Consider the following 13,836-nt stretch of genomic DNA (forward strand, 5'->3'; position numbering starts at 1 on the left):
TAACCGCCAATCTCCGCTCCACTATCATTCCGCACGTGCCCTCCCCCCAAAGTGCCTAAGTTGCTGCCTACGTTTTTGCCTAAGCCATCGCTTGCGCGTCACCCAAGCCGTTTGCCTAGCCTCTACCTGAGCGGTACCTAAGCATTCATTAGCACGACCCAGGTGTTTCGTAGGTGTTGCGTCGCCGCGCCCGCCGCCCGACCGCGCAATCCCGCTATTCCTTGTCCTCTCTCGATGCCAGGATTCGTATGACGAAGCCTTCGCAGCGCGCTGTCCCACTTACGACACCCAACGCCGATGACGCCCCCGCCGCCAGCGCCGTTGCTCACGCCTGGGCTCAGGTCGGCGCAGCCCTCAGCCCGCATCCAGACTGCCCGCTGCCCAACTGGTCCGGGGGCGGCGATACGCTCCATCAGCATCTTTTGGTCATCGGCAACGAGCACGACAGTGATCTGGTCAGCCAGCTCAGGCATCTGGAAGTCGCGTCCGCACGCTTCGGCAAGGTCGGCTTTGTTGGACCGGTCAACACGCGGCGTCTGGTCGAATGGTCGATGGGAGAGCGCGTCGTCGTGCTTTCGCGTATGCCGCGCGACGTCTCGGACTGGGATCTGCGCTGCCCGCTCGCCTCGCTCGCGCGCACGCTCGGCCCGCAAGCCGCACATGCGCACGCCGGACGGCCGTTTCTGCGCGTAGCCACCGTCCCCGCACGACATTGGCGCGACCGGCTGGCCGCCGCCGCACAACACGGCCTCTGCGTAGGGTTTGCCGGGCTGGATGCGCTCGACAGTACGGAGCTGGCGGGAACGTCACTGAGCGCCCCGCGCCTGACGTCGCTGGCACCGCTGCTGCGCGTACCTGGGGTTTCCTGGGTGCCGCTGGGTCAGCAAGGAGATGGGATATCCGATGCCCTGCCGCCGGAATCGGTCGACTGGATCGACTGGCGCACGGACTGTGACGATCTGGCCGATGAAGCATCGCTCATCGACAATCTCGATCTGGTGATCGCACTGGATGCCAGCTACGCCCATCTGGCCGAAGGCCTCGGCGTGCCGGTGTGGTATCTGGGTGCGCCGCGAACGGCGCTATCGGCGTCGGCGCGTCATGACGATCGTTACGACACGCACTTCAGCCCGGAACGCCTGAGTCATCGCGCCGACATGGACGATTTCCGCCCGCCGCCCGTCTCGCAAGACTGGTCCGGCACGGTGGACACCGCTGCAAAAGCGCTTCTCTCGATGGCCACGGAGTTTCAGGGCTGGACCCGCTAACTCGTCAACGAGGCGACGGGGCCGCCTGTACGCGCCATGTCGCCTAGCCGTCAACAACTATTAACAGGACACACAGGGCGTTAAGCCGCCCAGCGGTCTCCGACCTGCGCCGTCTTGACCCACTCCATAAACGCTGCGGCTTCCGGCGTATCCGCCGGTGCCGACCAGTCGGCGTAATCCGCTTCGACGAACGGACGATACGGGCCGTGCTTCACCTCGAAAATCACCGCCCCCGGATCAAGCGACAGCACCGTGTGATGCGTCTTGACAGGGCTTTCGATGACGCTCGTGTCTTCGCCGAGCACCTTGCGGTCGATCACGACGCCAGCCGCATCGAACGTCAGCACGACAAAGCGGCCACGCAGCGCCGTCAGCAACTCCCACGTGTGATGATGCAGATGCGGACGAATGTACGTCGACGGCTCCATCGCGATCGCCAGACGCTGGATCGAATCGTCGAGCGACTCATGCAGGTTCTGATTCATGCGCGCACGGGGCGATTGCGTGGCTTGTTCGGTGAGCGCGTCGAGCGCGGCAAAGGTCAACGTTTTCATCAGCTTATGTGGGGTGTGTGGGGTGTTCACGGCAGAGGCGGCCATTGCCGATGCCCACGAGTGTAGCAAACCGGCTCGCCTCATCTGCCCATAAAAAAACCCGCCGTGTGGCGGGTTTTTCGACTTCGCACTACATTGCGCCCGAACGGCGCAACGGCGTGCTTAGTACATCTTCTTCCTCAGGGTCTGGCTGCGCAGACGCTTGCGCAGACGGGCCACGGCAGCAGCCTTCTTGCGCTTGCGTTCAGCCGTCGGCTTTTCGTAAGCAGCGCGTGCCTTAACTTCCTTAATCAGGCCCGTGCCGTCGATAGCGCGGCGGAAACGACGCAGTGCAACTTCAACGGGTTCACCGTCTTTGATAAGAATCTTGGTCATGCAATATCTCGAATAGTGTTTCGGCCCCGAAGAGCCGTAAATTTGATTTACCGCGCAAAGACGCCATTCCTCGCCCTGCCGGAGATTCCTCCTGCCAGGCGCGACGAACGGACTTGCTACGGACTGCACTACACCACATCCGGCGGGACCGCGACTCACCTCCTCTGCGATCTCCCGATTGGCAATCGATACCTGGTATCGCGCCTTCCAGACTGGCTGAACGGTTGATTGATGGCGAAGCGGCATGCCCATCGTTCGTCAGTGAGCGCCACCTCCCGCAATGCCCATAATTTGGACAAGGTCGTGATTATACACAGAAAGGGCCCCAAACGCACTCAATTTGACGTCCCGCTATGTACAACGGGCCCCGCCAGCACGCTGGAGGAGCCCGTCACCGGCGGAAGACGGCATCCTATGCCCTCCTCCGCCAGTCAGGTTTGCACTGCCCGGCGGCGTCGAACGCCGCCCTGATGCAGGCAAAAACCTGCTTAGAACTTGTGACGCACGCCTGCGATCACGGCGATCTGCGACTGCGCGCCGGTACCCGTCGGGCCACCCACGTTGTCGATCGCGGCGACGACCGCGTCACCCGTAGCGCGTTGGTACACGCCGTTCAGGTACGTCTCGGTGCGCTTGCTGAACGAGTAAGTCGTGCCGGCGTTGACCTGGAACCAGCGCGGCTTCGTGCCCTTGCTGATGCCCGACAGTGCCGTCGCGCCGCTCACGCTGCCATCGCTGTAGACGAAGGCCAGACCCGCCAGCAGACGCGGCGTGAACTGGTACTTGCCGTTCAGTTCGAAGGTGTTCACGCGAATCGACGACTGATTGACGTAGTTCACCTTGGCGTAGCTGTACACGAAGCCGACCGTTGCTGCCTGGATCGCGTACGAAACACCCGCAGCAGCGATGTCGTGCTTGTCGACGGCGCTCGTGTAGAAGATGTCCGTGGCGCTCGAATAGTCGTTCGAGACCGCGCCGTTGGCGTTGGTCGTACCCGGGCTGGACAGGTGCATGTAGCCGAGGGCTGCCGTCAGCGGACCGTTGGCATAGCCAGCGCCGATGCTGAATGCGTTGTTGTTCGAGAAGCCCGTGCCGCCACCGGTGTTCGGCTGGTTGCTGAAGCCGTACAGTGCGCCGAACGAGAAGCCGCTGTAGTTCGCGCTCGTGTACTTGATCGAGTTGCTGACGCGGAACGAGTTGTACAGGTTGTCGATGTCGCCGATGTGCGCACCATACTGCGTGGCCCACTGCTTGGCCGATGTGATCGGGCTCACGAAGTCGACCACGGAGTCGTACTGACGACCGATCGAGACCGTGCCTGCCTGTGCGCTTTGCAGTCCCACATACGCCTGACGACCGAACATGCGGCTGTTTTGCAGCATCGTGCCGTTCATCAGGTTAAAGCCGTTCTCCAGCACGAACACAGCCTTCAGTCCGCCGCCCAGATCTTCCGTGCCCTTCAGGCCCCAACGGTTACCCTGGCCAATGCCGCTCACGGCCTGGAAGTTGTGTGCACCCTTTGCGTTCAGGCCGGTAGCGACGTTGTTGACGTAAGCAACGCCCGCGTCGATCACACCGTACAGCGTGACGTTCGTGCTGCTCTGGGCCATTGCCGGAGCGGCAACGGCGAAGCTGGCAGCCGCCAGGGCCGTGAGTTGGAAGCGCTTCATCTTTATCCTCTTTGATAGTGGTCTTATATTTTTTGGCCCGCGGGTGCGGGCGTCCACTGTCAATGTCGGCTGCCTCGATCTGTGCGACGAGGATGCTGCAACCGCATATGCAATGGAGTACTCACCAAATGACACGCGGTGCTTTCCATATGAAGGAAAAGCACCGCGGGTCGTTTGCAAGCGGGTGCATTCTGACACGCTGGCGACACAATTCGCACGCAAGTGGTGCAATTGCAACACATGAAATAGCGGACATATGCGACGTGTACCGCAAGGATTTCGGACACCGTGATAAGTCACATCATGGTCCGGCGATGTCTCGGCAGCGCGGCAAGGCGTGGCGACAATTTCAACGCGACTCTCACCCAACCACGATTCAACGATGCAATGAAAAACGGCGCATCGCCCGTGACGTGTCCCCGGAATATCCGAACAGGTCAAAACTAGAGGTAAAGTTGCTTCTCAGCGCCCCGAATGGGGCGAGGAGTCGCCATGAAACGCTCGAGATTTAGTGAAGAGCAGATCGCCTATGCGCTGCGATTGGCCGAGAGCGGCACACCGGTGGTCGACGTGTGTCGGCAGATCGGTGTGTCGGAGGCAACGTTCTACACATGGAAGAAGAAGTACGCCGATTTCGGCGTTAGCGAGATGCGCAAGCTCAAGCAACTCGAAGACGAAAACGCGCGCTTGCGACGTATCGTCGCCGACCTGACGCTGGATAAACAGATCCTGCAAGAGGTGGTGCGAAAAAAAGTCTGAAGGCCGCCAAACGGCGCGAGCTGGCGGCTTGGATGCAAGAGCGTTTCCACATAAGCGTGCAGCGTTCCTGCGCGTTGGCGTTGCTGCAGCGCTCGACTTGGTACGCGAAGAGTCGTGCACGCGATCAAAGTGCGCTGCGCCAACGTATCCGGGACATCGCCTTAAGTCGTCCGCGGTTTGGCTATCGGCGGGTGCTGGTGATGTTGCGTCGCGAGGGCTGGGACGTGGGTAAAAAGCGCGTCTACAGGCTTTACAGCCTAGAGGGCCTGCAATTGCGGATGAAGGTCAAGCGCCGCAAGCGCATCGCGCTGCTGCGAGGCAAGCCACCGGCGCCCACCGGACCGAATCAGCACTGGAGCATGGATTTCGTTCATGACCAGATGCTTGATGGACGCCGCTTTCGCATTCTGACTGTCATCGATCAATGGAGTCGCGAGAGTGTTTGTCTGGAGGCCAACTTCCGACAGACCGGCCGTGCGGTGGGTCAGGCGCTGGATCGTTCTGCGGTCCTTCGCGGATGGCCCGAATCCATCACCGTGGACAACGGCACAGAGTTCACTTCTCGCGCTTTAGACGATTGGGCATACCGACGCGGCGTGAAACTCGACTACACGCGCCCCGGCAAGCCGACCGATAATGGATTGATCGAATCTTTCAATGGTCGGTTGCGTGATGAATTCCTGAACGTGCATGAATTCGTCACGCTATACGACCTCCGAGAGAAAATGACAGCCTGGCAGCATGACTACAACCATCATCGTCCACACGGCTCACTCGGCCATCTGACCCCGAGAGAGTTCGTCCAAAAATGGTCAGTAAAACCCAAAGAGGCAATCCCTCTCCAGTTTTAAACTGTCCAGTTACCGGGGACACGTCACTCAGCCCTTAGCGGCATAACTTACCCGTCCAACTTTACGGGGTCAGTTCACCCGTGGGCATGCGCCGTTTTCGGTAACGCTTTCGCCGCAAGTGCGGCGCGAATTTAACGAGCGGGGGCTTTGGAAGCTGCCGTCGCCGCGCGCTTGCGCGCCGCTGCCGCGACACCCCCGACCACCGGCTTCGCGACACCGTTCGCCGCCGTTGCAGCACCATTCACCGACTTCGCTGCGACGGCCGATTTTGCGGGCGCTTTGACTTTCGTCGTTGCTGCCTTCGCCGCCTTGGCAGGTTTGGCCGACTTCGGTGCGCCCCTCTCTGCCACCTTCTCTGCCACCTTCTCCGCCTTGGTGGGCTTCACCGGCTTAGCCGGTTTTGCAGGCTTCGCGGCCTTGGGGGCCTTGGGGGCTTTCTCAACCTTCGCAATCTTTCCGGCATTCGCGCCAGCGGCAGCGCTCGCAGGCTTAGCGGCCGTCTTCGGCGCAGCCTTAGCAGCGGCAGCCAGTTCAAGATCGATGGTGTGTTTGAGGCCTGCGATGACGGGGGCGGCCAGATCGTCGGCAAAGTGATCGAACCAGCGCTTGGCCTGCAACAGCTTCTTTCCGCCGAGACGCCGCTTATGATCTTCGTCGCTGGCGAGCACCTTCGCCGAGAGCCGCGCGCGACCCTTCGAGAGGCGTTCGAGAACGGTGATGATGGTGAACCCGCGATGCGACGTCTTCTGCTCTGCAGACATACTGGCCTCCTGATGTTCCCGCCGCGCGGCGAGCCCGGATTGGATCGAAGCCACGATCTGAATCACGTGGATGCGCTCGATCCTACCACGCCGCAATGTCAATGCCAGCAGGCATGCGGCTTCCAGGCCGTTCAGTGTGTGGTCGGCGCAACCTCAGGCGGCTCAGGTGCCTGCGCGAAATACTGGACGCTGGCCGGTATTGCGAAGCGAATGTCTTCGTCCAGGAACGCGCGCATCAGCGCGAGATTGATGCCTTGCTGCAAATCCATATAGAGGTTGTAGTCGGGACTGAGCACGAAATAGACGACCTCGAAGTCGAGCGAACTCGCACCGAATTGCTTGAAGTGAGCACGGTCGAAGCGCGTCTTGCCGGAGGCTTCCACGGCCTGCCTGACCATCGCCGGCACCCTGGCGAGCTTGTCGGGCACAGTGTGGTAGGTCACGCTGAACGTGAAGACGATGCGTCGCTCGGACATGCGTTTGTAGTTATGCAACGTGTTCTTGAGCAACTCGGTGTTGCCGCAAACGATCTCCTCACCGCTGAGGCTTCGGATGCGCGTGGTCTTGAGACCGATCCGCTCGATGGTCCCCGCCACATCGCCAAACACGATGAAGTCACCGACTTCGAAGGGCTTATCCAGCCCGATGGCGAGCGACGCAAACAGATCGCTCAGCACGTTCTGTACCGCGAGCGCAACGGCCACGCCGCCGATCCCGAGACTGGCGACGAAAGCGGTGATGTTCACGCCGAAGTTCGCCAGCATTGCCAGTAGTAACACGGCCCACGCAAGCACGCGCAGCGTCCACGCCGTCATGGTGACGATGACAGGGTTGTCGGGCACCGTCGCGCGATGTTGCATGCGTCGCGTGGACCAGACGCCCACTGCTCGATTGACCCAGAGCGCTAGTTGCAGACAGAACAACACCGTCCAGCCATGAACGATGGCGGTGTCCCATTTGTCACCGAGGTCCAGCATCTTCAGGCCGATGAGCAATGCCGCGAAGAGCAGCACGAAGTGCCGCGTTGCGCCCAGCACCTCGGCGAACATCCCGGCCGCCTGCGATTGCAGACGCGCCGACAACGCCCCGAAGCGACCGAGCGCGAGTCGCAACACGCCCGTCAGAATTCCATAGCTCAGCACCATGGCGACCGCAGCGACAGCCCAGTCGGCGGGCGCTATCCCTTCGAAGGCTCTCAGCGAAGTCAGCGTGGTCATCGGCAAATGCGTCCTCCTTCGTCAGGCAAAAGACTGATGAAGGAGCAAGCGGCGTGCCGGGCGGACGAGCAGACGTCCGGTCGACCATCGAATCGGCTGACGAAGGCGAAAAAATCCGGGGAAATCAGTGAGATGAGATCGACTTAAGAGGCGTCGAATTCGACGCTGACCGGGCGCACGCCAGCGACAACGCATTGGACAGTTATGCCCAATGTTTCAATCGAAGGAAGAAATTGACCCGGTTCGCTGCTATCGCGGCAGTTACAAAGCGCGCATTGTGATGATTCGGAGCCTCCGACACGAGATCAACAAAAAACCTTATTAAAAATCAAACACATATAAAATCCATTTGAATTAAATTAACTGACAACAGTCCATCAAGCGGACACTCATAGGGCGTTGCACAAGACCCGCGGCGCTAGATTCCGGGCCTCCGCAAGTACAACTACTCAATGAAACACATCAAGGGATTCGATGGCTTACGTGCCTTTGCCGTGCTTGGTGTCATGTTCGTGCACCTGGGGTGGGAACCGTTCGCGTATGGTTGGATCGGCGTCCCATTCTTCTTCGTCCTCTCCGGCTTCCTGATCACGGGCATCCTGCTAGATAACAAGGGGGCCGATGCACGCACGTTCTTCTCGGTCTTCTATGCCCGCAGATCGCTGCGGATCTTCCCACTGTATTTTGCGTACCTCGCAGTCGTCGCGGTGACTTGCTGGATCTTGCGCTTGCCAACTGAGGGCTGGTCGTGGTTCTTCGTCTACCTTCAGAACTTCTATCTCGGCGCACGCCATCTCGAACTGTCCCCGGGCATGCATTTGTCGCACACTTGGTCGCTCGCAGTCGAAGAACAGTTTTACATGCTGTGGCCGCTGCTGGTGTTCATTACGTCCCGCCAGTGGCTGAAGCTTCTCTGCGTTGTGCTGATCGGCGTCGGCGTGGTCTCGCGGTATTGGCTGGCGCATAACACTCAACATGTCGCGTTCGCACCGCTTTCATCGAATCTCGACACACTCTGTCTAGGTGCCCTACTGGCCATCGCGGCGCGCGAGAGCCGCGCACGATTCGTTACGCAGTCCTATGGATCTCTCTCCATCGGTCTGGCGTTGCTGGTTGCGATTAATGTCTGGCCAAACAACACCCTGAACGCATCGAACAGTCAATTTATGTTCGTTCTGGCGCTCGTATTTACAGGTGTGGTGGGCATCGTTGGGTGCAGCCGGAACGGCCTCGGTCTGGAGTGGAGACCCCTCGCGTACATCGGGCGCATCAGCTACGGCCTGTACATCTGGCATGCGCTCGGGTTCGGGATCATCAGCACTGCGCTATCCAGCAGATGGATCCCAGACCTCGGTTGGGTCGTCAACGACGCCGTACGCATCGGTCTGACGTTTTGCCTGGCCGCCGCCTCGTTCCGCTATTTCGAAGCGCCTATCCTGCGCTTGAAAGAGAAGATTTCCCACGGGCCAGACAAGCCCGAGGGGGCCTCGAACACGACCGCAGTCGTCTGAGATTAGGCCTTTGCCCCGGCGGGGCAAGCGTACGCGCCCTTAAGTCGCTCAAGCGCGTCGCCAAATTCGTGGATCAGGAAATCGACCAGTAGCCGAATCCGGGGCGGCACGGGGTTTCCGGGCGCAAATACGACATAGAGATCGATGCGCTGCATCGGGTGAGACGGGAGCAAGCGGACCAGTCGCCCAGACGCGATGTCCTCGTCGACATCCCACGCTGCTTCGCAGGAGATACCCTCGCCAGCCAGCGCCCACTCGCGCAGCATCGCACCATCGGCACTGGCCAGCGTGCCTGTGACCTCGACATCCGATGATCTCCCCTCCAGCTCTCCGTCATGCATGAATCGCCACGTCCCCTGGACTCGATGGCGACGGAACAATCTCAGGCAATTGTGAGTACTTAGCGCTTCCGGCGTTGCCGGATTGCCGTACCGGTCGAGATAAGACGGTGCTGCGACCAGCAGCATGTCCGACGATGCGACTTTGCGGGCGACCATGCCTTCGTCGCCCGGCAAGCCAAAGCGCAGCACGACGTCACAGCCGTCGAGCATGTTTTCAACCCCTGCGTCGGACAGGAACAGCGTGATTTCAAGGCCGGGATGGAGGCGCGCAAACTGCGCCAGCAACGTCGATAGCCGACGACGCCCCAAATCGGACGGGGCGCTGACGCGCAAAACACCTCGAGCGACCGTGCCTCGCGAAGACACCTCGGACTCCACGTCCCGAACCGACTCCAGAATCGCCACCGCGCGCTCGTACAGCAACAACCCTTCGTCAGTGAGATTGAATCGTCGCGTGCTGCGATTCGCCAGACAAACGCCCAGGCGCGTTTCCAGTTGCCGCAGACGCCGACTCACCGCAGCCGGAGAGGAACGCAAGGCAACCGCAGCGCGCGAAATGCCCCCGTTATCGACAATCGCCTGAAAAAGCGCCAGTTCAGAAATCGAGTCCAAGGCCGTCTCCCACCGGTGATTTCACCGCGTACTTATCGGGAGGGATGCTAGCACCGACGGCCCCATATTTCCACTTATCGGAAATATACCGTGCAAATCCATGGGTTTCGGCACGACCCTGACCGATTCAATATGACGCGTCGGCCTAGCTATTTCCGAATTTCACAAATATGTTGCTTCCTTCTCTTCCCCCAAACGGCATCACCGGCGCAAGCGATGCATTAGCGACGACCGCCCCACCTGCGCCGCTCGCCGACGGAAAGCAGAGCGGGCTGCTCGCCGGACTCGGACTGGCGGCATGGATGGAGTTCTATACGTTCGATGCCGTCAATCTCGTGCTGCCCGACATGGCCGGCGCATTCGGTGTGTCGCACGATGAAGCCAGTTGGCTCCTGATCGCGTTCAGCGCGTCGTTGTTCTGGGGGATGGCCGTTTCCGTCTGGCTCGCTGGCTATATCGGCCACTTGCGATACATCCTCGGCAGCATCGGGTTGTTCGCGATCGCGTCGCTGGGCTGCGCGTTCGCCAACGACTTCGGAACAATGCTGGTGTGGCGTACCGTCTCAGGGATTGCCGGTGCAGGCCTGGCAATGTGGTGGCGAGGCAGCGTCTATCTGTTGATGCCCCGGCCTCGACGCAGCGGGTCGATGATGCGCATCTCCATCATGATCTATCTGTCGACGGCCGCGGGATTGTTATTCAGCGGATACGTGACCGACCGATACACCTGGCGATGGCTTTTCGTGCCAAACATCGTCGTCGCTGTCGCGGCCATCTGGCTACTCATTCGCCACTATCCCAAGGTTGCCCGCCCAACCGATGCACGCGCCCGTGGCATCGACGCGCCCGGACTTCTGCTCCTTGCGGTTGCGCTCGTTTGCACGCAAGTCGTCATGAGCCGGGGGCAGGCGAAGGACTGGTTCGGCTCATCGGAAATGCGCGTATTGGCCTGGGCTGCAATCTCGGCATTCGTCTTGTTCGCCGGATGGCAACTGCATCATCGCAACCGCGTACGGCTGCATCGTCTTGATCTGCTTCGACACCGCGATGTCACCGCCTCCGTCGTACTGGGGGTGCTTGCGGGCATCATCGTGTCCGGCAGCACGTATGCACTGCCGGAGTTCCTGCGAACCGTTTATTCGCCCGGACTTGACGCGACCCACACGGGACGAATCTTGTGTGTGTATGCACTAACGGCTGCGGCTATTCGCCCACTGGTGACGCGGTCGGTCGGCAAATTCGGGCCACGAAAGGTACTCGCATTCGCCTTTATTCTTTTGACGGTATCCATGTCGCTGATGTCACATCTCATTACGACAACCACGCCGTATGGATATTTCGCGCTACCGCTCATCCTCTACGCCTTCTGTCTTTCGCCGGTACTGTCCGCGCTCGCCAGCGGGACAGTCGCCCGATTGCCGCAAGATGTACAACTGGACGCGGTCGCCGTATACATGACGTTCAGACAATTGGGTATGTCACTGGGTGTGACCCTCGTGACCGTGGTATTGGCGTGGCGCGAGCAGCTGCATTCGAGCCGGTTGTTCGACTTCCTTTACGCGACGTCCGTGCAAGTCAACGAATGGATAACATCCGCAACCACCCTGTTGATGCAGCGCGGGATGTCGGCGACACAAGCGCGCAGCGCAGCCGAAGCGCTACTCACTGAGACCGCGATAAGGCAAGCGAGAACCCTCGCCTATGCAGACGCCTTCGTCTTCATGGCATCTGTCGGGGTGTTGGCTCTGTGCTTCGTCCCCCTGATGTCGCCCACACCATCCAAAGGATGAACGATGAGAGAAAGAAGATTGGTGCTCCTTATCATGGGAAGCACGCGCGCATGCCGAAACTGCCCCGCGATCGCGCAGTGGATTGCCGACATCGGCCAGACGTGCACGGATCTGACTTACGAGATCGTTGATCTCAAAGCGTGGCACCTTCCGCTTGACGACGAGCCGGGACTACCTGCCACGGGCGCCCCCTATGTTCAACCGCACACGCGCGCGTGGAGCGAGAAGATCTCTTCCTGCGACGCCGTGGTTTTCGTCACACCGCAGTACAACTGGGGCTATCCCGCAGCCCTGAAAAACGCTATCGATCACCTGTATTTCGAATGGCGGGAGAAGCCCACGGTCATCGTGACCTACGGCGGGCACGGCGGCACCACGTGCGCCAGCCAACTGCGACAGGTCGCCCAGGCGCTGAAAATGCGCGTCATCACGACATCCCCGTCCATCACCCTGTCCGATGATGTCATCCGTCACGGTGGCGCCTTGCATCCGGCAACGGATTTCGTCGAATTTGCTTCCTGCGTCGAACAGGCGATGACGGAGTTGGCTGTCAATGTCATGTCTGAGGTCCCAAACGCACGTCCCTGACCTGCATGGGATCACGGGACGGCGATATCGCTGCCCGAATCGCGCGCCTCAATCGAGAAACCGTATCGGCGCGCCCTCCGGACGGCCGACCAGCGTCTCGTCGCGCATAACGCACTTCCCTCTGATGACGGTATGAATGGGCCAGCCGGTGACCGACGTGCCGTCGTAGGGCGTCCAGCCGCAAACGCTGGCGATCCGCGCGTTGCGAATGACGCGACGCTCGTTCAGATCGACGATGCTGAAATCTGCGTCATAGCCGAGCGCGATCCGACCCTTCCCTTCAATGCCGAAAATGCGTGCAGGTCCCGCGCTGGTGAGGTCGACCAGCCGCTGCAAACTCAGTCGTCCCGCGTTGACGTGATCGAGCATCACCGGCAACAGGGTCTGCACCCCGGTCATGCCACTCGGAGATTGCGGATACGGCTTCGCTTTCTCCTCCAACGTGTGCGGGGCGTGATCGCTGCCGATCACGTCCACAACACCTTCGCGGATGCCCTCCCACAATGCCCTCTGGTGTCGTCGCTCGCGCACGGGGGGATTCATTTGCGCCAGACTGCCCAGCGCCTCATAGCACTCAGGGGCATGCATCGTCAGGTGATGCGGCGTGACCTCTACCGAGACGCGGTGTTTATGCTGGGCGAGATATGCGATCTCTTCCGCCGTGGAGACGTGCAGCACATGAATTCGCCGCCCGGTTTCCGCCGCGATATTCACGATGCGTCGCGTGGCCATCAGCGCACTCTCGACATCCCTCCAGACGTGGTGGTCCGACACGTCGCCACTCTGTTCGACAATCGATTTTCGTTCGCGCAGACGGCGGTCGTCCTCGGCGTGAATGGCCATCCGGCGGCGACCATGACGAACGATCCTGCGCAATGCGCGTTCGTCATCCACGAGGAGGTCGCCGAACGAGCTTCCCATGAACACCTTGACGCCAGCGCATCCGGGCAGATTTTCCAGCGTACTGAGTTGCTCAGCGTTCGATGCAGAACCGCCGATGTAAAAGGCGTAGTCGCACCACGCGCGGCGGGATGCAGCGTCGAGTTTGGCTTGCAATTGCGTAGCGTCCAGCGTGAGCGGATGAGTGTTCGGCATCTCGAACACGGCCGTGACGCCGCCGAGCACCGCCCCACGGGTGCCCGCCTCGAGGTTCTCCTTGTGCTCCAGACCAGGCTCTCGAAAATGCACCTGAGTGTCGATGACACCTGGGAGCACATACAACCCCCGCGCATCCAGAACGGTTTGCCCGCTCCACGTGCCCGCGAGTTCTCCAATTGCGACAACGCGGCCGTCGCGACATGCAACGTCGACACGCTCCGCGCCGTTGGGCGTCATGACGGTTGCGCCGGTAATCAGCAGATCGGCATGCCTGCGAGAACTTGTGGTTTGCATTCGACAGATCCTTTGTGGAACAATATGCAACTCAGTTGCATTTAAGATCATATCGATATTGCGCCGCCCCGTCACGACGGACGAATGTCGCGGTGTCTTTCCCGGAGGAAGTTGAAATGCGTTTTGGTAGGGTTGCCGCATGGCGGC

Annotated in this window: 12 protein-coding genes; 5 read left to right on the forward strand and 7 right to left on the reverse strand. The window is 60.4% G+C overall.

All coding sequences use genetic code 11. The features are described 5' to 3' along the window. Nucleotides 1–248: 248 nt before the first annotated feature. Entirely contained in the window at nt 249–1,268 is a 1,020-nt protein-coding gene (locus NTU39_RS17845; RefSeq protein WP_150663377.1) for a hypothetical protein, read from the forward strand. 80 nt (nt 1,269–1,348) lie between these two features. On the opposite strand, the gene NTU39_RS17850 is transcribed toward NTU39_RS17845, so the two are convergent. The 3 genes from NTU39_RS17850 to NTU39_RS17860 all read right to left on the reverse strand — a co-directional run bounded on the left by NTU39_RS17850 (nt 1,349) and on the right by NTU39_RS17860 (nt 3,867). Beyond that, nucleotides 1,349–1,822, reverse strand: coding sequence for a WbuC family cupin fold metalloprotein (locus NTU39_RS17850; RefSeq protein ID WP_046292545.1), 474 nt, complete (start codon nt 1,820–1,822; stop codon nt 1,349–1,351). Nucleotides 1,823–1,984: 162 nt separating this feature from the next. Then, a complete protein-coding gene (gene rpsU, locus NTU39_RS17855; protein ID WP_150663378.1) occupies nt 1,985–2,197 on the reverse strand; it encodes a 30S ribosomal protein S21 in 213 nt (70 codons plus the stop codon). A gap of 488 nt (nt 2,198–2,685) precedes the next feature. Further along, on the reverse strand, nt 2,686–3,867 hold the full coding sequence (locus tag NTU39_RS17860) for a porin (protein WP_039397265.1): 1,182 nt from the start codon (nt 3,865–3,867) through the stop codon (nt 2,686–2,688). 492 nt (nt 3,868–4,359) lie between these two features. On the opposite strand from NTU39_RS17860, the gene NTU39_RS17865 reads away from it, so the two are divergent. After that, nucleotides 4,360–5,477 (forward strand): IS3 family transposase gene (locus NTU39_RS17865; RefSeq protein WP_373275322.1). Its coding sequence is split into 2 segments (ribosomal slippage): nt 4,360–4,621 and nt 4,621–5,477, totalling 1,119 coding nucleotides; the frame shifts between segments, so codons are not numbered across the junction. 131 nt (nt 5,478–5,608) lie between these two features. Here the strand turns inward: NTU39_RS17865 and NTU39_RS17870 are convergent. Together NTU39_RS17870 and NTU39_RS17875 are read right to left on the reverse strand one after the other, a co-directional pair. Further along, a complete protein-coding gene (locus NTU39_RS17870) occupies nt 5,609–6,238 on the reverse strand; it encodes a hypothetical protein (RefSeq protein ID WP_150663379.1) in 630 nt (209 codons plus the stop codon). 131 nt (nt 6,239–6,369) lie between these two features. Then, the gene (locus tag NTU39_RS17875) at nt 6,370–7,455 is read right to left on the reverse strand and encodes a mechanosensitive ion channel family protein (protein WP_150663380.1); all 1,086 of its coding nucleotides are present in this window, start codon (nt 7,453–7,455) and stop codon (nt 6,370–6,372) included. Between the two features lie 452 nt (nt 7,456–7,907). Between NTU39_RS17875 and NTU39_RS17880 the strand changes: the two genes are divergently transcribed. Further along, a complete protein-coding gene (locus tag NTU39_RS17880; RefSeq protein ID WP_257958189.1) occupies nt 7,908–8,966 on the forward strand; it encodes an acyltransferase family protein in 1,059 nt (352 codons plus the stop codon). Between the two features lie 2 nt (nt 8,967–8,968). Here NTU39_RS17880 and NTU39_RS17885 read toward each other — a convergent pair whose 3' ends face one another. Then, nucleotides 8,969–9,919, reverse strand: a complete 951-nt coding sequence (locus NTU39_RS17885; protein WP_150663382.1) for a LysR family transcriptional regulator — start codon at nt 9,917–9,919, stop codon at nt 8,969–8,971. Between the two features lie 302 nt (nt 9,920–10,221). Between NTU39_RS17885 and NTU39_RS17890 the strand changes: the two genes are divergently transcribed. Further along, nucleotides 10,222–11,709 carry an MFS transporter gene (locus NTU39_RS17890; protein WP_257958190.1) on the forward strand — a complete coding sequence of 496 codons (1,488 nt, stop codon included), beginning with the start codon at nt 10,222–10,224 and terminating at the stop codon, nt 11,707–11,709. A 33-nt stretch (nt 11,710–11,742) separates the two neighbouring features. Next, nucleotides 11,743–12,297, forward strand: a complete 555-nt coding sequence (locus NTU39_RS17895; protein ID WP_257958191.1) for an NADPH-dependent FMN reductase — start codon at nt 11,743–11,745, stop codon at nt 12,295–12,297. Between the two features lie 48 nt (nt 12,298–12,345). Here the strand turns inward: NTU39_RS17895 and NTU39_RS17900 are convergent, their stop codons facing one another. Next, complete coding sequence (locus NTU39_RS17900; protein ID WP_373275414.1) at nt 12,346–13,689, reverse strand: dihydroorotase; 1,344 nt, start codon at nt 13,687–13,689, stop codon at nt 12,346–12,348. Nucleotides 13,690–13,836 lie beyond the last annotated feature (147 nt).

This window comes from Pandoraea commovens (assembly GCF_024704525.1).
GTDB classification, from domain to species: domain Bacteria; phylum Pseudomonadota; class Gammaproteobacteria; order Burkholderiales; family Burkholderiaceae; genus Pandoraea; species Pandoraea commovens.